12 protein-coding genes and 1 pseudogene are annotated in these 19,874 nt (G+C 60.3%); 8 read left to right on the top strand and 5 right to left on the bottom strand.

What is annotated here, in order from left to right; translation table 11 throughout:
- Positions 1-425: 425 nt before the first annotated feature.
- The 3 genes from mobF to AC1MDG_RS14470 form a co-directional block, all read right to left on the bottom strand.
- Positions 426-3,998 (bottom strand): MobF family relaxase, encoded by a 3,573-nt coding sequence (gene mobF, locus AC1MDG_RS14480; RefSeq protein WP_479804676.1) that lies wholly within the window; start codon positions 3,996-3,998, stop codon positions 426-428.
- A complete protein-coding gene (locus AC1MDG_RS14475) occupies positions 3,995-4,276 on the bottom strand; it encodes a hypothetical protein (protein ID WP_479804674.1) in 282 nt (93 codons plus the stop codon). The genes mobF and AC1MDG_RS14475 overlap by 4 nt, the downstream gene beginning before the upstream one ends.
- 503 nt (positions 4,277-4,779) lie before the next feature.
- The gene (locus AC1MDG_RS14470) at positions 4,780-6,684 is read right to left on the bottom strand and encodes an AAA family ATPase (protein WP_479804672.1); all 1,905 of its coding nucleotides are present in this window, start codon (positions 6,682-6,684) and stop codon (positions 4,780-4,782) included.
- A gap of 630 nt (positions 6,685-7,314) precedes the next feature.
- Between AC1MDG_RS14470 and AC1MDG_RS14465 the strand changes: the two genes are divergently transcribed.
- From AC1MDG_RS14465 to AC1MDG_RS14450, 4 genes are read left to right on the top strand one after another with little or no spacing between them, the layout of a single operon-like run.
- Positions 7,315-7,803: a hypothetical protein gene (locus AC1MDG_RS14465; RefSeq protein ID WP_479804670.1), complete on the top strand. Its 489-nt coding sequence runs from the start codon at positions 7,315-7,317 to the stop codon at positions 7,801-7,803.
- Complete coding sequence (locus AC1MDG_RS14460; RefSeq protein ID WP_479804668.1) at positions 7,800-8,831, top strand: hypothetical protein; 1,032 nt, start codon at positions 7,800-7,802, stop codon at positions 8,829-8,831. The genes AC1MDG_RS14465 and AC1MDG_RS14460 overlap by 4 nt, the downstream gene beginning before the upstream one ends.
- A complete protein-coding gene (locus AC1MDG_RS14455) occupies positions 8,828-9,277 on the top strand; it encodes a hypothetical protein (RefSeq protein ID WP_479804666.1) in 450 nt (149 codons plus the stop codon). The genes AC1MDG_RS14460 and AC1MDG_RS14455 overlap by 4 nt, the downstream gene beginning before the upstream one ends.
- Positions 9,270-10,454 carry an alpha/beta hydrolase gene (locus AC1MDG_RS14450; RefSeq protein WP_479804664.1) on the top strand — a complete coding sequence of 395 codons (1,185 nt, stop codon included), beginning with the start codon at positions 9,270-9,272 and terminating at the stop codon, positions 10,452-10,454. Before AC1MDG_RS14455 ends, AC1MDG_RS14450 begins: the two co-directional genes overlap by 8 nt.
- A 9-nt stretch (positions 10,455-10,463) precedes the next feature.
- Here the strand turns inward: AC1MDG_RS14450 and AC1MDG_RS14445 are convergent, their stop codons facing one another.
- Positions 10,464-11,492 (bottom strand): DUF4192 domain-containing protein, encoded by a 1,029-nt coding sequence (locus tag AC1MDG_RS14445; RefSeq protein WP_479804662.1) that lies wholly within the window; start codon positions 11,490-11,492, stop codon positions 10,464-10,466.
- A gap of 806 nt (positions 11,493-12,298) precedes the next feature.
- Between AC1MDG_RS14445 and tuf the strand changes: the two are divergent.
- The 3 genes and pseudogenes from tuf to AC1MDG_RS14430 all read left to right on the top strand — a co-directional run.
- Positions 12,299-13,477 (top strand): annotated as a pseudogene (tuf, locus tag AC1MDG_RS14440) (elongation factor Tu); the annotation flags it as partial.
- A gap of 418 nt (positions 13,478-13,895) precedes the next feature.
- Entirely contained in the window at positions 13,896-14,561 is a 666-nt protein-coding gene (locus tag AC1MDG_RS14435; RefSeq protein WP_479804661.1) for an RES family NAD+ phosphorylase, read from the top strand.
- A gap of 334 nt (positions 14,562-14,895) precedes the next feature.
- Positions 14,896-15,306 carry a hypothetical protein gene (locus AC1MDG_RS14430; protein WP_479804659.1) on the top strand — a complete coding sequence of 137 codons (411 nt, stop codon included), beginning with the start codon at positions 14,896-14,898 and terminating at the stop codon, positions 15,304-15,306.
- Between the two features lie 954 nt (positions 15,307-16,260).
- On the opposite strand, the gene AC1MDG_RS14425 is transcribed toward AC1MDG_RS14430, so the two are convergent.
- A complete protein-coding gene (locus AC1MDG_RS14425) occupies positions 16,261-17,202 on the bottom strand; it encodes a hypothetical protein (RefSeq protein WP_479804657.1) in 942 nt (313 codons plus the stop codon).
- 990 nt (positions 17,203-18,192) lie between these two features.
- Between AC1MDG_RS14425 and AC1MDG_RS14420 the strand changes: the two genes are divergently transcribed.
- A complete protein-coding gene (locus AC1MDG_RS14420) occupies positions 18,193-19,785 on the top strand; it encodes an ABC-F family ATP-binding cassette domain-containing protein (protein ID WP_479804655.1) in 1,593 nt (530 codons plus the stop codon).
- Positions 19,786-19,874 lie beyond the last annotated feature (89 nt).

Raw genomic sequence — 19,874 nt, 5'->3', positions numbered from 1 at the left:
GGCCCAAATTGGCTCACGCCATGCTTCTATCCAGGCGCGCTGAACGTGATCGAAACGGTCCCAACGAATGGTAATCCATGAGCCTGTGGGCTCGAGGGCATCGACGCTCAGGACAGTGACTTCCGTTGTAGTCCCCCGTGTTCGTTTCAGGTCGTCCAGGCGGTTCCACTTCTCGTTTGCGGCTGCTGTCCAAGAGCGAAGTCGGCGGGCACGGGAGAACCAGATCGCGCCGAGTGCGACAGCCAGAAGGACGGTCGCCAGAGCCGCCAAGATGAGGACCACTGTCGGCTGCCTGCTGGCACCCATGACTCCTGCAGCGTAGACGGCGCAGATCAGTGTAGCCACGCTGCTCAGGATCAGCGCAGGTGTCGCAAGCTTCGGCCTCAGAACTGGGTTCTTGTCCATTGATTGCCCCTCTGCCCAGTTTAGAGTTGCCAGCCGACATTGATAAGGCGTTCTTCCGGGATGTGCAGATCGCTGCGCCATTCCGGAGTCTCCAGTGCGGCGTAGGAGGACAGGGCAGCCCGATCAACGCAGCGTTCGACATTCGCCCGCTGCCTCGGTTGTTCCCATTCGTGGGAGGCAGGAACCGGTCCCAAGGGAAGCGGCGAATCTTCGATGCCCCACCGGTCCCTGTAGATGGCTACACGGCGAATGAGGATGGTCGCGTCCACTGGAAGGGTGACTGGGCCCAGGAGGTCCAAGAGATTCCGCTTCCATTCGGTGTCCTGCATCATCCCTGTTCGGGTGACGCGGTGCATCCTGTTCTGGATGCGGTTCTGTACCTGGTTGATCAAGTCCCTGAGGTCGGCGCGGGCAGCTGGGATTGGCTCGGCCATCGCATCGACTTCTCCGGCGGGCATCCTTGAAACGAACCGCCGGAGTCGGGCATGGACCACGGCCACCAGATCTCGCGCGCCAGCATCCGTTTCTAACGCTCCGAGCACGAGCTGCTGGGTACTCGGGCGGTTGATCACAATGGATCGGCGCCAGGCTGCGACGGCCGCACCCCATGAGGGTGATTGCTGGAGCTCCAAGGCACGTTCAGGTGCGTGTGCATCCAGGAACTGCGTCAGGTCCTCCGAAGCCGCGATTTGTGCGAGGTAGTCGTACTCCGCAGAGAGCCGCTCCAAGCTGTCTGCTTTGCACCGCTCTCCGTCGCGGACTTCGTGGGCAGTCCGCTCGGCGCCTTCTGCGGCGAGAACTTCGCCCAAGATATGGCGCCAGGAAGGCCGCAATGCAGGATCCAGTGGCTCGTCGTCGAGCGGGTCGTTTTCGCTGACGTAGGCGCGGTTTCCGGCACGACCCCGGGTCATGCTCACGTACAGCAGTTCTCGCGTGAGCCGGCCCTGCGTCACCACGGTGTGTCCGGTGTCCACGGTGATGCCCTGAGAACGGTGCGCCGTCGTCGCATATCCCAGCTCCACCGAGGACTCAACATAGTCGCGGTGCAGCGTGACTGTCGCGCCGGTATCCCGTCGAACAGCGGTCAGCGAGCCGTTGCGCCCGCCGGTACGGACGACGTCGAGCATTGTTCCGTTCCGGATGAAGTCGCCGCTGCTGTCCGTGATGTGGCGGTCATTGCGGCGGGCAATCACCGTGTCTCCGGCACCGGCCTGCAATCCGTCGCTGAGCGGCACTGTGCGTTCCGCGTCCACAGCACCCTGGATAGCGCGGTCGGCCTGAGCTCGCTCGTTGAGCATGCTCACGGTCTCATTGTCCGCCGCGATGAGAATGGACGAGCTGCCTGCACTGGTGTCTGCCTGCCAGTTCGAGTAGGCATGGTCCACCATGTCCAAGTAGCTGCCGTGGTGGATCCGTCGGTGGGCTTCATAGTCGGCGATTGCTCCGACATCGCCTTCCCGGAGCTTCAGCGACGTGTCCTGTTCCCACGCCTCTTCGAACCGCCATATTGTGCTCAACCGAACGGTCTTGTTCTCCCGATCGAGCCAACCAAGGATACCGCCGGCGTCGATAGCATCCAGCTGCGCCGGATCTCCCACCAAGAGGACCTTGGCCCCGGCATCCCTCGCCTGCTGCACCAATGCTGACAACTGGAGCGTGGACACCATGGATGCTTCGTCGACGACGACGAGCTGGTTCGGATGGAAGCGCCACCTGTTCTGCTCGGCAGCGAGCCGGGTGGTCTCCTGGGCGAGGCGCATGGCGTGGGGACTTCTGGCTGTGGCCTGCCCGCTGAGATGCTGCTCTGTGTCGAAGAAACGCGCAGCCCTGTTGCCGGCGCCCTGGCCGACCGACTCGTACAACCACTTGGCCACGTTCTCCGTGGACATCGCCAACTCCCGGCCAAGCACCTCGGCGCTCGCCGCCGCCGGCGCCAGCCCGACGACGGTGCCGACGCCGAACTCCGTTTCCCAGGCGGCTTTGACCGCGCCCAGGGTGGTTGTCTTACCGGTTCCTGCGGGCCCGACGACGGCGTCAAGCCGGTTGCCGCTCAGCAGGATTTCGGCTGCCGCGGCGCGCTGGTCACCGTGCAGCTCGAGGCGACCACGGTGTCTGTACGCGGCGAGTGAGTCCATGGCGACGGCCGCGCTCACGGCCGGTCCGCCGTCGTCGTTCGTTGCCTCCATCACGATGTTCTCATTGGCGAGGGTTGCCGCGTCCGTGTAGAGGCGGGCGCCGTGGAAGTCGAAGACGCTGCGATCCGCGAAGGTGAGGTCTCGCTGCGCGTCGGCGGGGACCGTGTAACGGTAGTCGTTGAGGGGGACGGACTGGCTTTCTGCGGCGGTGGCCACGGCGTTGATCATGGTGGTGCGGTCGTGCGGTGTGTGGCAGCGGATGTCGACGCAGACACGCTCGGCTTCGGCGAGGAGGTTCCACCGGTTCCAGGTGGCCCGTTTGGCTGCGACGCGCTCGCGGGTCAGTGAGCCCACGGCGTCGATCCAGTTGACTGTGAAGTCACCGGTGCGGAAGGGGGCTGTGCGGGAGCGGCGGATGGTGTTGGCGAGTACGTCGCGGGGTTCGAAGCCTTTGGCGGCCGCGCGTGCTTTCCACTGGGCGGAGAGCTGGTGCAGAGGGACGGCTGTTGCCGTTTTCGCTGTCCGGGTGGAAAGGGTTGCTTGCTGGCGGAGCTTGATGGTGATCGTGGCGGGTGGGGGAGTGCCGTGGCTTGCCGTCCATTCGGCGACGAGGCGGTCGGTTTCCAGATCGATGAGGCGGGAGCGGTTGGAGAATTCGCGGATCAGTGCGTCGTCGACACCGGTGAGTTGCTGGGTGGGGTTGTGAGTGTTCGCGGCGGGTTCGCGGATCTCAGTGTCCGTGCCGAGATTCCGGCGGAGGGCATCGAAGAGGAGGCCGTTGTAGTGCTCGCTGGCAGCGACCGCAGCCTTGTACAGCGTGCGCGAGTCCAGGGTGACCCAGGCGCCGTCGGTGATGCGCTGGACCCGGTTGGCGATGACCATATGGGTGTGGAGCTGCGGATCTCCGGCGCGGGACTCCCAATGGTCGAACGCGGCGGCAATGGCGCCATGGGTGCCGAGGTGGGCGACGCCGTTTCGCCCCGCACGGGTATGGATGACGTTCTCTTCGAGCCATTCCAGGGTGGCCTTGATCGCCTGGTGGTGGGTCGCGAGGATTTGGACTTGGATGCTCCTTGGGCTGAGGGCCCAGAGGACGGAGACGGATTTGGGGACGCTGAACGTGAGGTCGAAGCCGACGACGGCGTGCCGCGTGGTTGCCTGTCCTTGGCTGTTTTGGACGATGGTGGGTTGGCCGTGCGGACGGCCCAGGGGAGTGCCAGTGTCCGGGTGGGTTGCGTGGTCGAAGATGGCTTTGGCGTCGGTTTCGGTGATTTTGTCTTCAGCGGTTCGGTTGATGCCTGGCAGCCCTTGGCCGAGCCAGCGGCCCTGCGGTGTTCCGGCTTTCACGTAGTAGGTGGTGGCGTCCGCGGGCGTGACCGCCAGATCGTCCATCATGGTGGTCTTGAAGAGGTACTTCAGGCCAGACTGGGCGGAGAGCCGGGCGATGGACATTGTCATGGCTGCGCAGCTTGGGGGTTGCGGCTGGAGGACGACCAGCCGCGACGGCGGAAGAGCGCTTTGGTGACGTTGTCGAGTTCGACGCCCGTGGCCTGGGAGTGGGCCAGGAGCCTGCCGGCGAGATGGAGCAGGTCCTTCCCGTCTATTTGCTGGACTGCGTGGAGGCGTACCACGTTGGCGCGGAGGCTCTTGATGGTTGCCCGCTGGTCAGCGTTCTCAGCTTCGAGGTGGTCGATGTCGGTTGCTTGGGAACGGAGCTGGTCGAGAACGGAGTCCACTGACTGGTTGCCAGCGGGACCTAGGGCTGCCGGTGCATCCGAGGAAGCTGGGGCCACGAGTTGGGGTGGGACCTGGCAGGGGAGAGGCTGGCGTCCCTGCAATGTGTGGCGCCGTCGTCGACGATCACGCTGTCGGTTGGCGCAGCGGGTGGAGCAGAACCGTTGCGATGTGCGCGACGGTATGAAACGTCCTCGACATTCCTCGCAAGTTTTCCCGCTCACGACCGTTCATCAACATGGACGCAACTGGCGACATGACTGGCCGTGAGCCGGTGCTCACGGCGACGGCCTTGGATGCCAGAGGTGTGATGGCGTGAAGGAGTGAAGGTCGATGGCGCGGGGTTCGGGGTGGATCAAAGACAGCGGCCGGGTGCCGAGCCCGTCTTGCTTGCGTCGCTGCGATCGGTGCCTGATCCGAGCCCGGAAGAGGCATTGCGTGGGGGCCTGGTTCGAGATGGACGGAGTATTAGGACTGCCACCTACCGCGGATGGAGGAGGGTGTTCTAGCTCAGAGTTTTGTTGATCTCTTTGAACAGGTTCTCGAACCGGCTCAACGTCGTTTCGCTCAGTTTTGGGAGTTGTACGAGCTTGTGGCGGAGTAAGTAGTCAGCTGGCCGGCCGTGGTCGACAAATGGTTTCTTGTTTGCCCGGCTGATTCTGGCAACTATCTTGTCCGCTCCTGGAGCTCCTTTCTCGGTGAGCTTCAGACCGAAGGCAAGGTTGTATAGGTGGAGGTAGTCTTTTTCGTCAAACAAGTCCTCAATGTCCGAGGGAGAGATACCTTCAGTGAATTGATCAGTTACGAAGATCCGCTTTTTCTCAAGCAGTCCTCGGTCGGCAAGATTGTGCAGTTTAGTTTGGGCCGACGGCCCACCATCGATGAGCGTTGTCACATCTAGTCCCTGGCCAATGAGGGCCACGAAAGACGGGATGTTCGCGGCTCCTCCCGCAGGGAGTATCCGCCATTTGGCGTCAAGTCCCTCTCTGTTGAGGGATTGCAGATGATCTGTAAGCAACGACAGGTAGGTGTAGTCGCTTGTACCCTCGACTACTAGATTGTTAGGGCCGACGAACAGGTTCTGGGCTATGTCGTAGCCCAGGGCAGCTTGAAGAGGGAACAGTGAATCGACACCCACGGCCAGGGTCTCGCGGGTGGCTACTGATCCGCGCTTCGCCCCTTTATCTTCGATGATTCTGACCCTGTCTAGTTTCGAGGGATTCACCATGAATGGTGAGTGAGTGGTGAAAATGACCTGGGCGCTTGCGGCAAGGCGTTCGTCGATGTAGCGGAGGAAGTCTGCTTGAGCTCTTCCGTGCAAAGTGAGGGCGGGCTCGTCGAGCAGGACAATTACGCCGTGTTCGTAGTCCTGGAATTCACTGAAGGCAGCGAGGAAGCTGAAGAACCATTTGAAACCGCTCGATCGTTGATCAAAATTGTTGGTGAAGCCATGGCGTGCGTCTCTGACTCGGACGTCGAGGAACTGGGCTACAGCGGTCTGACCGTTGTGGGTCGCCACTGTCTTCTTGTCGAGATCGATCTCTACGGACAAATCAGTGTTCTGTTTCCAGTACTCCAGTACCTCCTCAGTCAGCTCGTTGCTCACCGCTTCCAATTCCGCCTTGCGGTCTTCAAATTCTTCTTCTGTTAGCGATGCAGCGTCGGTTGATGCCAGCTTGAGAAGTGCCCTGGCCGTCTGGATGCCTGTTTCACCCGGAGTGTCAGCACCTTGAAGCTGGGCAATGTCGATTCGACCCGGAAGAGCTTGGTAGTCCGAAAAGTAGAAGAACTTAGGCAAACGTTTTTGCAGGAGGGCTGCTACAGCGCCGGCCGTATTATTCCCATTCAGCAGGGCTGTGGATTCCTTCACAATGCTGGCCAGATCTGCTGCTTCCCAATCTCCATTTTCCGGCGGTTCCAGACCGGCGGCCAGTTTCCCGACCCCGGCCAGGCCTTCGCCCGCGAATACGTTGCGCAACGTCTGGGGCGTCTCCAGCGTCTCAAGGACGTTGGTGAGCGCTTGTTCATGATTTACCGAACAGTCAAGGGTGGATGCGCCGCTGTAGCGCTTGCTGAGGGTGAGCCTATCCGTTGTCAGCACGCCCTCACCAAACTCATCGATTACCGCAGCACGATCCGCATCTTCGATGCAGAAGACAGCCGAGACTGGTACAGCGTCATCGATACTGCTCGCTTTCCTGTCTCTCGATAGGCGCCAACGTGGGTAATCTTTGCTTGCGTCGAATGTTGTCGACGCGTGGACCGGGTTGAGGCGGTATACCGCGTTGAGCAGGGCGGTCTTGCCGCTCTCATTCTTTCCAACGAAACAGGTCACCTGAGGGTCAATATCGATTTCTTCGCTGTCGACCACGTTGCGGAAGAGTTGGACCCTGACTGATTCGAGACGCATGGTGTTCATTCTGTCCTCTGAATTGCTGTCCGCATGAGATTTAGGGCCGTGTCGACTCGCTGCCTGGTTCACGGTGTGGAAGTAGATTCCGGACCCGGAGCCAAGTGTTATGGTCGGCCGGCAACGAGCCGCTTCGGTCAGCACGCCATCGGCGATCGACTCCCACGACCTGGTCCCCAAGTTCCTGGTTGATCTGTACCTCACAGGTCCACCCTCGACGACGATGACGCCATAATCGAACGGCGGTACCGCGCTCGGTCGTGGCTGACTGTCGTGCTGGACGGCTACTCCCGAGTGAAGTCGGTAGAGGTGTTCATCGGAGGCGCGCAGCCCCGTTTCGCACGGATCAGCCAGGACCATCAGGAAAATGTTGGCGAAGCTGGTGTCTAGCTGTCGTGGTAAGTCCAGCCAGCGGGTGGCTGGCCAATGGTTTTGAGACGTCGCCGAATCAAAACATTGGCGGTTGAACTTGGTACTGGAAATGCAAGGAGATTCGGCTGGCTCTGGACATGTCCAGAGCAAGGGCGTTCAATGGAACTGAGGCGCCTCTTGATGTTCAGGGAGGAGCGGACCGATGAGTCAGATTGCGAACGTACGGCACAAGTCGGCGGCCGCAGGATCGGGGTTCCGATGGACGGCACAACATCCGCTAAATATTCGCCGGTGCGATCTGCTGCAGAAGGTTTCCTGTCACTAAATCTGCCGAGCCGTCTTTCGTTGGAGCGGCTGATATCGATTGTTGAGAACATCCGGCGTCGGCGAATTCAGGTCGACGTTTCCGAGGCCCTGAACGGGGGATCTGTCTGCGGGCTGTGGCTGTCTACGGACAGCACGGAGATTATCCTGCACGCGCCGACGCCGTCGGCACTGCATCGCCAGCAGTTCATCCTTCACGAACTGGGCCATATGGTGCTCCGACACGATGAGTTGGTGGTGTCCTCAAACTATGCGGAGACGTTGTTTCCGAACCTCTCCGGCGAGAAGGTGTCGCGGATCCTGGGGCGAAGTGACTTCCTGGACCATATCGAGGCCGCTGCCGAAACCTTGGCGGATCTCTTTGCCGCCGCCATCCGGGACAGCAGCCTCGAGCCGCGGTCATTTGAACGGATCTTCGGGTGATTCAGGACATTGCTGCAGCGGTCATCTGGTGTCTGGCGCTGTGCCTCCTGCCGGATCTGAAGCGGCGCAAAGACAAGAGCATCCTGGTGGCAGCCCTAACTATCGCCACCGCACTCACGCTCAACGTTGACCGAATCTACATCGTGGGGGACCAGCTACTCGGGGGCCGCAATCTCCTGGACCTCATTGCCAATATCTTCATGGTTTTGGGTATCTACTTCCTGTCCCGTGCGATCCTCCGCGCCGCTGATGTCACCGAAACGGTGGACAAGCACAATAAGGCAGGGCTTTCGGTGCTCGGGATTGTGGTTGTGTCCCTCATTGTCAGCTTCGGCCTTGTTGATGCTCCGCGGACTTCCACCTCCTTCATGAAGGATTATGGAAGCCAGTGGCCGGCGGCCGTTTACTCGAGTGTCCAGTTCCTCTACATCGGAGTGGTGGTGGCCGTCACCGGCCTCACCTGTTTCAGGTTCCGCGGCGAGATGGCGAGGCCATACTTCCGCGTCGCTTTTGTGTTCATCGGCCTCGGCTGTACCTTGGCCGTGGTGTTGGTCCTTGCCGTGCTGGGGATGAACGTTCTCCATCTCATAGGGGAGCTCGAGGTCATGACGCGTCTCTCCTACGTCTACGACGTCGCGCTGGTGGGCGCCATGGTTCTCCTTTGCGTGGGCCTGGCCTTGCCGCCTGTCGCACGTCGGCTGCAGCGGAGATCGGATACCCGGGCCGCAGCTGTCCTCGTCGAGCGACTGTTTGGGGTCTGGGACAGAATCACGTCGGAGCGATCCGAGGTCCGCCTCGATTTGGCTCAAACTCCGACCGATCGCCACGGTGCACCCAAGCGCCGGCTGCATAGGATGTTGGTTGAGATTCAGGACGCGCTGTTCGTGGACCCGAACCTTGCCCAATTGCTGAGTCAAAATGATCTGGATGTTCTCCGAGAAGCGGAGCAACATCTCGGAGCCGGGTTGGCAGCAGCATCCGGACATCGACGACCGAAGCTGTCACGGAAAGGGGACACGACCCCGTGACCGATAGCGAAGTCGGGTTCCCCGAACAGCCGCAGGCGAAACTCGCGCGGAAGCTAAATCTCCTCCTGGATCTTTTTGAGGCCCAGGGTTCAGCGCCCCTGACATATCCGCAGATAAGCAAGCACATGTCTGACCGCGGAACGCCGTTGTCCCGCTCCCGCTGGGCCTACATGCGTGCCGGCGACAGTTCCATGGCCACGGACCCGCAGCTCTTGCGGAACCTCGCCGAATTCTTCGGCGTTGATCCCAGATACCTCTTAGACGACGACAACGATGTGCCCGACTTGGTGGATGCGCAGCTTCAGCTACTGCGGACACTGCGGGAAAACCGCGTGAGAAACTTTGCTGCACGACAACTGCAGGGGATTTCTCCGGAGACACTGCTGCGCCTCCGGAGAGCTATCGACGAACGCCTGAAATCTCCTGAGGACGATGCCGATGCGTAGGGCCGTTACAGCGGTGGCCATAGGTTGTGGCGTTGCCGGAGCTGCCGCCTCCCTCGCGTCGGTCTACTTCGCCCGGCAAGTTGTGGTGCCCAAGCTACTGCGGAAGGAAGATCTGCAAATCCGTCTTGTGTTCTGCGCCGAAGACGGAACGCTGATGGTCGAGTTGCCGGCATCGGCACGGACGATGACCCCAGGCCGCTACAGCATCTGGTTTTCCAACGGCACAGGGCATGCCTGCATTGGGGAGGTCGTGTCCTCTGACGATGCTGCGGGGACGGTAACGCGCCTCGTCGAGCGGGTCGACTCCGGGGATCTCAGGACTGCTAGGGCCGGCATTTGGAGCGGATACGTCTATCCGACGCCGGAAGCATTAGGGCTGCCCTACTCCGAGGTTCAGATTCCCGTCGAGAACGGCATGGCGCCCGCCTGGAAGTTCACACCGACGCAACGGTCCAGAGACTCTTCTATGTGGGCCATCCATATCCATGGCTTGGGCGGATCGAAAGCCGGCGCTCTCCGCGGCGTGCCCGTTGCGAACCGGCTGGGATACACATCCTTGGTTGTGTCACTCCGCAACGACCGCGATTCTCCTGCGTCGTCGGATGGCAGGTATCACTTGGGGCAGACCGAATGGCGCGACGTTGAAGCGGCGGTTTCGTATGCCGTTGGGCAAGGGGCACGCCAGATAGTGCTTTTCGGATGGTCTCTCGGTGCCTCAATCGCACTTCAGCTGGCGGCATCTTCGGAGTTTCGGGACCGCATCTCCCGGCTCGTTCTCAATGCCCCCGTTATCGACTGGAGCAGCACTCTGGTGGCCAATGCGCGGTCCAGCATGCTTCCTGGTTGGGTTGCCCGTCTTGGACTGCAGATGCTTGGTTCCCCCGGAACGCGCTGGATCACAGGCTTGGATGCGCCCTTGAACTTTCCGTCCCTGGACTTCTTAGCCCGGGCGAACGAACTCAGTGTCCCCCTGCTTGTCATCCACAACGAAGGGGACCGTTCGACACCGTTTGCCATTTCACGCGAGTTCGTCACCCGGCGCCCGCAGCTGGCAACGCTGCTGACTTTCCCGTCCGCGGAGCACACGCAGGAGTGGAATGCAGACCCGGACGGATGGGATACGGCGGTGGAGAACTGGCTCCGGAACGCCCCGCCGTCGTCGTCCGTTCCCCTATGACTTCGGGGCTTACGATGCTTCGAGTCCCCGGTCCCGGTAGGCAGTGCCTTTGTCCATGCTCCAGCCGGCGACCATTCCGGTTCCGATCATTTGGTCGCTGAGTCTGGCGAGGCGGTAGTTGGGGTCGGCTTCGAGGGCGAGTTCCAGGAACTGGTGGGCTTTGCTGCCTCGGCCTTCCCACCAGTTGATGAAGGCGATGGCGGTCAGAGACGGAGCCGAGTGAATTATGGCGCTGTGCGTGTAGGCGTGGAGCAGTAGTTGCTCAGCCCACTCGACGCGGGACCACTCGGGCTTGCCGTGTGTTTGGGCCAGGAGGATCCGGTCCATGGGTTCGTCGATCCCGGGGATGTCGGCCATGAGTTGGTCGCGGATGGCGGGGAACTGGAGATTTGCGATCAGGCCGATTGTCTGCTCGTCGTCCGGGTATGTCTTCGCTTCGAGCAGTTCTGTCCAGAGCGTCCTGGCCTGTTCCATCGCCTCCCAATGGCTCAGGCTCTGGATTGCGGCGACACGGTTCTCAACGGCATCCAGGGTCTGGGATTCTTTGGTCGATGCCGGCAGGGTGATGCGGTTGGTGGGTTCGATGGTGCTGCCGCGGTAGACGAATTCGGCGTTGATCTGGCTGGATTGGGTGGCACTCAGGGGGAGCCGGACGCCCTTCTGGGGGTCGCCGTCGTACTGTGACACTGTTTGCTCTCCGACGAGGAGTCCTTCCCTGATGGTGAGTCCTCGCTCGGCGAGGGCGCCCGTGAGCGCGGCGATGGTTGCCGCGTGTGGTTTGTGGTCGCCGTTGCTGGGCTGGGAGGTGTAGACGGCAAAGAGCACACCTTCGGCGCTGGTGTCGTGGCTGAGGTATGCGGCGACCATCTTTGCGTAGCTGATTTCGGTGCTTGGCTTTGGGAGGTCGACGCGGAGGGTTGCTCCTACGTGGTTGTCGGCGAGGGTGATGCAGACCAGGCTTTCTTGGGGCCAAAACCCCAGGGTGTGGCCAATGAAACTGAGGACGTCGGCTGGGGTTTTGATAGTGAGCGGTTCCATGTTCCTTCTCCTTCAGCGACTGGCCGGCACCGGGTGTGTCTGTCAGATTTGTGCGTCGTTCTGATAGAGGAATCACCGCTGGGTATGAGGGGCCGGAGTGCAACTTGGGGAACCGGGACCAGGCCAAAACCTCGCGAGGAAATAAGCGACGGAGGAGCGCCGAACGAAGTTTTGGCCCGATCCCGGCGCATCGCGCCCTGGTTGCGCGGAGGTCCCGCCCAGCGATGATGGGGATCAGAATGACAAACAGTGATGATCCTTCTGACCACTCATGGGTATGTTTCGGCGGCACGGCATGACGCCGGAAAGTCTTATAGGCGGTAGCCAGCGACAAAGCAATGTCTGTGAGGATTTTGCCCGGATCATGGCGGGCAAAAGGCTTCCGCCACCGACCCAAAGCCTCCGAAAGCCCGGCGCCGAGACCGGATGCGTGCACCGTCCGGGCCAATACCAGCCCGCCGGCCTGGGACACCACACACTCACCAGCGGAATCAACGCGGACAGGCGGGTAGGACCCAGTTGAGTTAAACGTCAGAAAGGTGCTCCTTTGAACTGAGGATAATGCGGCTTAGACACCATCATTTTCCCAGTTCAGGAGCACTTTTCGTCGTTTAACGACGCGGCCAGTGGCACACCCTCATGAAAGACCGAGGTTAGTGCGTGCAACCGAAAATAGGATCGGCCTGAGCAGTAGCTGAGATGCCGCCGACAATGTAGAGTCCGGTGGAAGCAGCAGGAGCGACTTCTATGTTCTCGTAGTTGGAGCACCACCGATTCATATAGCGGCTAAACGTGGGAGGCGACGCGTGGCAAAGGCAAGGTTCGAGCGGACTAAGCCGCACGTTAACATCGGCACCATTGGTCACGTTGACCACGGTAAGACGACGTTGACGGCCGCCATTTCCAAGGTGCTGTACGACAAGTACCCGACTCTCAACGAGCAGCGCGACTTCGCGTCTATTGACTCTGCTCCCGAAGAGCGTCAACACGGCATTACCATCAACATTTCCCACGTCGAGTACCAGACCGAGAAGCGCCACTACGCACACGTAGACTCTCCGGGACACTCCGACTACATCAAGAACCTGATCACCGGCGCTGCACAGATGGACGGTGCAATCCTGGTGGTTGCCGCCACTGACGGCCCGATGGCCCAGACCCGCGAGCACGTTCTGCTCGCCCGCCAGGTTGGTGTTCCTTACTTGGTGGTTGCTCTGAACAAGTCCGACATGGTTGAGGACGAGGAGCTGCTGGACCTCGTTGAAATGGAAATTCGTGAGTTGCTCAGCTCGCAGGGCTTCGATGGCGACGAAGCACCGGTTGTTCGTGTTTCCGGCCTGAGGGCTCTGGAAGGTGATCCGGAGTGGGTCCGGTCAATCGAAGATCTCATGGCAGCCGTTGACGACATTCCAGATCCCAAGCGTGACCGTGACAAGCCGTTCCTGATGCCGATCGAAGACGTCTTTACCATCACTGGCCGTGGCACCGTTGTTACGGGCCGCGCCGAGCGTGGAACCCTCGCCATCAACTCCGAGGTCGAGATCGTCGGCATCCGCCCGGTCCAGAAGACCACGGTTACCGGTATCGAGATGTTCCACAAACAGCTCGACGAAGCATGGGCGGGTGAGAACTGTGGGCTCCTGCTCAGTGGTCTGAAGCGCGATGACGTAGAGCGTGGCCAGGTCGTCGCCGTCCCAGGGTCGATTAAGGCCTATTACGAGTTCGAGGCTAACGTCTACATACTCTCCGCGGACGAAGGCGGCCGGCGCAACCCGTTCTACTCCAACTACCGCCCGCAGTTCTATTTCCGTACGACGGACGTTACCGGCGTTATCACCCTGCCGGAAGGCACGGAATTGGTTATGCCTGGTGACACCACTGAGATGACCGTTGCGCTCATCCAGCCGATCGCAATGGAAGAGGGCCTCGGGTTCGCTATTCGCGAAGGCGGCCGCACAATCGGGTCAGGACGGGTGACACGCATATATGAATGGCGGCCTCCTACTTCACCCCCCGAGATCGCCGTAGCCATCGTGGCAACCAGTTCGGCTGAACCTAGCCAATCTCCGACTCCTATCGCGGATGCCGTCAGAAATGCGATAACGCGGCAGCGAATTCGAACGGGGCTTGTTACACCGGAAGGCGCCATGATGCTGGAAGTCGAGGGACGGCACGTTTTTCCGGAGTTTCAGTTTATCCAAGGCGGATCGACCGAACTTCATGCGGCTGTGGTCCGCGCTGCGCCTATGTTGAGCGCCAGCGAGGATCCCCTCGGTGCGGCGTCGTGGTGGCTAACCAAAAATCGCTGGATAGGTATGCGACCTGCGGATCTCCTTGGTACCGGACGGGACGAGGAAATCATCTATGCGGCACTTCAAATCACAAATGATAGCTGGTGACTGAATGACGAATCGCTTACCCCCAGCCGACTACGTCGATGCCCCTGCGCTCGTGCCCCTTCCTGCTGGGACCACGCTCTTCAGAGTGCACAGAAAAACTTTCCCCGCCGACAGCTTCAATCCTCTTCCCAGCCACCGTTATTATGGTGGCGGCCGTTTCGACGCAACCGCCGACGACGATTACCCGTATCTTTACGCGGGGGAAACGATTGACGTCGCCCTGGCAGAAACTCTACTTAGGGACATCGACTTCGATAGCGAGGGCCACTTCGTTCTTCCTCGTGCATACTATGAGGGAAGACGTATCAGCGCAGTCAGGACCACTCGCGACCTAGAACTTGTGGGCATGCGGACTCGTCGCGAGCTCCACTCTTTTTCCCAATCAACGTGGATCACACAGTGTCCACCTGCTGAGTATGCACAAGCCCGACACTGGGGCCATTGGCTCCGTGCCAAAGCCCCCAACGCAGTTGGATATGTATGGAACAGCCGCCAGGAACCCACGCAGGCTGCCTACGTCCTCTTTGGTGATCGGCATCCCGGAACAGTGATCGAATCGGCAGGAGATCCGGCCGTACCATCAGGACTTGCGGCAGACTTCGACACAGCGGAAGGCCGAAGTACGTTGGCCGGCATGTTGGCCCCCTATCGGGTCACAGTCGTCGTCTAACTGCCGTCAACCTTTGCGGCAGCAGGGCGCGCTTCCGCAATTTAGCGAAGCGGAGCCTCCGACCCAAGCCGGGTATTGCGATAGTAGGGCAGCGGAAGGTACTTCGGGAGCAGGCGAGTAATCCCGCCATCATCTGATGAGCTGCGCAGACTATAGCCTGGCATACCGATGGCTGTCGGCCGTCATAGGGAACTTTGGCAGTACGTGCCGTCACTAGAGTGAGCTCCTATGCCATCCGTGCCGCCTTGCCCGCTCACTTGCTGCGCCAAATGCAGGCAGTACCCCACGCTACGCTGAAGCTTGGTCGAGATCTGAACGGGCGAGAGGTTGCACAATGTCTGAGGGCTACTATTTCATTACGTGGGGTGCCGGCACGCCAGCACACACGGAACTCTCGGATGAGCTAGACGAGCTAGGCCTTGAGTTCAGACAGGCCCAGTTGGGCGGCGCTGGGGAAGTCGTCGACGTAGTTGTGGCCTGGTTCAGCCTTCACGACTTCTGGGTTGGCGTCGCTTCCGGCCTCGCTACGACGCAGATTCAGAAAATTTCGGCTGTAGTCCACCGGTGGGTCCGACGCAATAAGCCGCCGGAGTCTGGCCACCGCAATGTGATTAAGTTGGTCGTTTATGAAAAGAAACGAGCCATGTACACACTGACCATCGACGTCGATCGAGAGATGTCCGCCGATGACATCAGCAAGATCATCGAGAGCGCCAATGAGGCAATCGCCAAGCACAAAAACTAGTAACCGACGTTGGTTTTGGTCAGTCCCTGAGGTCTAAGACACTGTGCCGCTGAAACTGTCATCTGCCCTCAATTTTCGAACCCGCTAAGAATTCGTCTGTAGACACTCGCTGTGCGAGTGCCAGCGATCCGCGGGTGCGGGCTGCAGTGGCTTTGGTTAGGTCCCCAGGTAGAAGTCCAGTGTTGGAGGGCTGCACGTGAGGCAGCACTGTTGACAGAGTTCCTGGGTTCTCAGTCCGGGTTTCGGCTGATCCGCATTTTGTCGCAAGACCTGCTGGTTAATACGGTCGACAGCTGCGACATACTTTTGATCGCGGAAGTCAGTACACTCGACGCCCTGCTTTGGACTTCCAGAAGTCCAAAGAAAGGCTCCGTGAGGACCTCACAGCGCGCGTCTATATGGTGCCAACCCTTGAAGGAGAGGTGCTCCCGCTGGCCCTTCAGTTCGCGACACATAGCCCAGTTGACCTCATGCCGCTGCAGCCCCAAAAACGGAAGCAGATTTGTGATGCCGCCGGCCTCACTCCGCGGCCGGCGCCTTTGGCCGAAGGTGTGCTGAAACTGTTGCAGAAGCTAGGCAGCAGATCCTCTGCCGCAGCGCTGCGGTACATGCGTAAAGGGGGCTGGCCTGCAATAGACAACACGGAAGAACTGAACCCAGCCAGTACCTCCCATCTGACGTTCCAGAAGGCCACCCGGTCGCAGACCATTTGGTCGATCTTTGCAAACAGATCATGGCCGAGGAAGAAGGAACGCGTCCCCCCGATGAGCTAGCCGGCGCCGCGATTCAGACACTTTCCGGTCAGAACCCTGATGCCGATCAAACCCGGCTTCTGCATCACCTGTCCATGGCCACCATCCACAGCCTCCAATGATAGTGGCGGTGTGATCCTCACCCCGAGCTCTTCCTAGGCGCTCGCTTTACATAACAATCGCTTATAGGAACGGTTCCAGCTTACTTGTCGGAACTCCGGAAAGAATCGCCGATCCTCGATGCTAGGACCTCAGGCCCTTCCTCCGGCAGCCACTGCACTATTCGAAGGCTGTCGCCCCAACGCTCCTTCAGTACTCGGTTTGATGATCGCCATTGCTGGGGAACTTCAGCGCTCGTGATTACTACGGTGTTCATCTTGGTGGCGTGCTTCCACAGCGCGGCCACGTTGGCCATCTCGTAGACAAGGGCCGAGCTGAGAGTTGTCCACGCCTTCGTCTCAAGACATAACGACTGATCCCCAATGGTCATGATTCCGTCAGGCTTCCGGCCGCCGGTGAAACGCTCGTCTGCATTAGGATCACCAAGAGGACCCAAACTAGTCAACGCTTCCCTGACCTGCATCTCAAACAACGTGCCTCTGAGGACTCCACTGGCGACACCGCTTCCACCAGGGATAGATTGTGCAGCCGTCACGTATTCTTGAAGCGCATGCAAGAAGTCGGTGCTGTGCTGACCAGAACGGGACGTGGGGTCGGAACTGGACCTGCCTCGTTTCTGACGTTCGGGTTCCCTTTCCGGCGCCAGATAGTAATCGATGACGCCGCGTACGGCCTCCTTTTGAAAGTCTGCAGTGGACATTTTCAGCAATGAGGTTGAGAGCGACAAGGCGAGAGGCTTCTCCAACATCTCTTGACGCTCATCTTTGGGCAAAACTCGATCAGTAACCCATTCAAACTTTTCCCACCAGGAAGTTTCCAAGTCCTTTGATCGAGCACGATCCGCTTCGCTTCTTGTATGGTCGAGCTGCCGTTTGAGGGCCCTAGAGCCTATCGTGGCAGCCACTACGGCTGCTATGCCGGCCATTGCTGGGCTGGTTGCGAAGTCCTCACCGAAGGAGATCCACCGCTCCAGCGGCTTCCACAACAGGAGAAGGTGCATCAAGTACAGGAACACGATCACCATAAGAAGAATGCTTCGAGCCCCTGCTCGCCGGCGGGGAGGATAACGCTCCATCCCATTGTTCTGGGGCGTAGAAGCTGAATCGCCTGAACTAGTTCCGGCACTGACAGTTTGGGACATAAGACGGAGTCTAACTGGATCAGTCTTGCTGCGTAGTTTCTGTCGCGCCATTGCTAAGAGGCCAGTGGTCGATGGAGGTTACGTCTGGTTCGGTCAGTCAGCTTTTACATATGGCACGCTATCAGCCTTGCGGGAAGCGCAGGGACGGAGGTCCGATCCCGTGGGCACGGTCGTCATTCTGCGCGCCTTCCCGGGAACCCGACAGAAAGCTATAGAGTCATGCGCTCCCCGACCCGTCTGGGGATGAAGGACTGTGTGGATAACGAGGTCCAGTAGCAGACAGGAGGAAGGAACTTGGTTGGACGCTATGTCGGGCTTGACGGCATTGCTAGGCGGCCAGCAATTGCAGCCGACTCACCATTAACTCACCTTCATCAGCGACAACGGGTGAGGATTCATCCGTTGTCGTTGACGTCAAAATCGACTGGATTCCGGGCAAAATGGAGCAAAACACGGCACTCCGCAAGCCTCTGGGGCTAAAGCGGGGATCAACAGTTCGAATGAGAAGATGGGCCTTCGGTAGTGGGGGCGATCTGCTCAGGCATGCGCAGACACGGCTTCCCGCGAAGGAACCGGGCGCAGTCGATGGGGTCTATGTACGCCACACGTTTACCCCACGGAAACGATGAAAACCGTCAACATGTCATGGACTGTCCCTCACGCCAGAAACGCCTGGATTCCGCGGATTAGCAAGGCAACGTCAGCCCTTGGCAACCAATGAAATACACTGTCCTCTGAGAAGAGGTCAGGAGTTCGAATCTCCTTAGCTCCACCACATCAGCTCCCTCATCCGGCGCCAGCATCGGGTGGGGGAGCTTTTTCGTTGCCGGTCCGGTAAACGGCCACGAACCAACCCCCGAGAGGACAGCAGCAATGAGCCTTGTCCGGCTGCAAGACGTCAGCGTGCGATTCGACAACACCCAGATTCTGCGGGAGGCGTTCTTCCGCCTCGAACCGGGCGACAGGGTGGGGCTCATCGGGAAGAACGGCTCGGGCAAAACCACCATGCTCCAGTTGATCCTTGACCGGATTACCCCGGAGTCCGGGACGGTCACAGTGGAGCCGGGAACACGGATCGGCTACTTTTCCCAGTTCTCCGAACTCAACGGGGCATCAACCATTACGGACGTCCTCGACGGGCTGTTTTCCGGGATCAAGGCCGTAGAGGCCGAACTGGCGTCCATCGACACCGCGATCGCCGGGGACCCTGCGGGTGCAGAACTTGACCGGTTGATCGCCCGCCAGGCCGAGCTGTTCGAAGACATGGACCGCCTCGACGGCTGGGACTACCCCCGGCGGATTGACAAGGTCCTGACGACGCTGGGCTTCAGCCAGGCCCACCGGGTGTGCGCTATCGACGAGCTGTCCGGAGGCTGGCGCAACCGGGCCGCGCTGGCAAAGATCCTCCTTGAGGACCCGGAAGTGCTGCTGCTGGATGAACCCACCAACTTCCTGGACGTGGCCGGCGTCGAATGGCTCGAAGGCTGGTTCCGGGACTTCAAGGGGGCAGCGATCATCGTCTCGCACGACCGGAAGTTCCTGGATGCCGTCGTCACCCGGATCATCGAAGTGGAAAACTTCCACCTGCACGAGTACCCCGGCAACTTCGGCGAATACGTCGTGCAGAAGCAGTTCCGCCTCAAGTCCCTTGAGCAGCAGTTTGTGCACGAATCCGAACTGCTGGCGTTCGAGGCTGAGGGGATCGCCGACCGACGCGAGGCTGCCAAGGCGGCCAGCCGCGGTCTGGGAAACCAGCTGGCCAAGATCAAGAAGTCCCGCACGCCCCGTCCGGTGGACCAGATCGTCACCGAGATCTACGGCGGCCTGCACGTCAAGGACGTCCTCTGCCGGGTCGAAGGACTAGGCAAGTCGTACGGGGACAAGGTGCTCTTCAACGACCTTGGCTTCGAGATCAGGCGCGGCAACCGGATCGTGGTCCTGGGGGCCAACGGCAGCGGCAAGTCCACGCTCCTGAAGGTGCTGACAGGGCAGGAAGAGGCGGACACCGGGGTCGTCTCATGGGCCAAGGGGCCGGGCTTCGTCTCCTACAACACGATGCTTGAGGAGCTCGACGACGCCGACACCGTCTCGCACGCAGTCAACGCCCTGCCGGACAGCCTGGCGTTTAGCGCCACCCGGAAGTCAGTGAACAGGTTCCTGGCGATGTTCCAGTTCTCCGAAGCGGACCTCAAGCAGAAAATCGGGAACCTCTCCGGCGGCCAGAAAGCGCGCGTGGCGATGGCGCAGTGCCTGTTGTCCGGCGCGTCGGTGCTGCTGCTGGACGAACCCACCAACCACCTCGACCTGTCCAGCACCCAGGTCATGGAACGGGCGCTCATACACTTCCCGGGCGCCGTGGTGGTGGTCAGCCACGACAGGTTCTTCAGTGAGAAGATCGCAAACCAGTATCTGGTCTTCGGTGCCGATGCGGCACTGCCCGGTGAGATCGAGGTCCGCGCCGCCTGACCGCTGACCGGGAACCTGCCTGCCTTCCTGCAGGCGAGATGCCTTGACGGCCGCTCGCGGGGAGGAGCAGAGTAATGGTGCTGCGACTG

Source organism: Arthrobacter sp. AIWTK1 (assembly GCF_056680535.1).
Note: the sequence above shows the minus strand (reverse complement) of the source record. Positions and strands in the feature narration are given on the sequence as shown.

Bases quoted from the DNA above. Each gene is read 5' to 3' on its own strand.
- mobF (WP_479804676.1), bottom strand. From the start codon at position 3,998: ATGACAATGTCCATCGCCCGGCTCTCCGCCCAGTCTGGCCTGAAGTAC.
- AC1MDG_RS14470 (WP_479804672.1), bottom strand. From the start codon at position 6,684: ATGCGTCTCGAATCAGTCAGGGTCCAACTCTTCCGCAACGTGGTCGAC.
- AC1MDG_RS14465 (WP_479804670.1), top strand. From the start codon at position 7,315: ATGGACGGCACAACATCCGCTAAATATTCGCCGGTGCGATCTGCTGCA.
- AC1MDG_RS14450 (WP_479804664.1), top strand. From the start codon at position 9,270: ATGCGTAGGGCCGTTACAGCGGTGGCCATAGGTTGTGGCGTTGCCGGA.
- AC1MDG_RS14445 (WP_479804662.1), bottom strand. From the start codon at position 11,492: ATGGAACCGCTCACTATCAAAACCCCAGCCGACGTCCTCAGTTTCATT.
- AC1MDG_RS14435 (WP_479804661.1), top strand. From the start codon at position 13,896: ATGACGAATCGCTTACCCCCAGCCGACTACGTCGATGCCCCTGCGCTC.
- AC1MDG_RS14430 (WP_479804659.1), top strand. From the start codon at position 14,896: ATGTCTGAGGGCTACTATTTCATTACGTGGGGTGCCGGCACGCCAGCA.
- AC1MDG_RS14425 (WP_479804657.1), bottom strand. From the start codon at position 17,202: ATGGTGATCGTGTTCCTGTACTTGATGCACCTTCTCCTGTTGTGGAAG.
- AC1MDG_RS14420 (WP_479804655.1), top strand. From the start codon at position 18,193: ATGAGCCTTGTCCGGCTGCAAGACGTCAGCGTGCGATTCGACAACACC.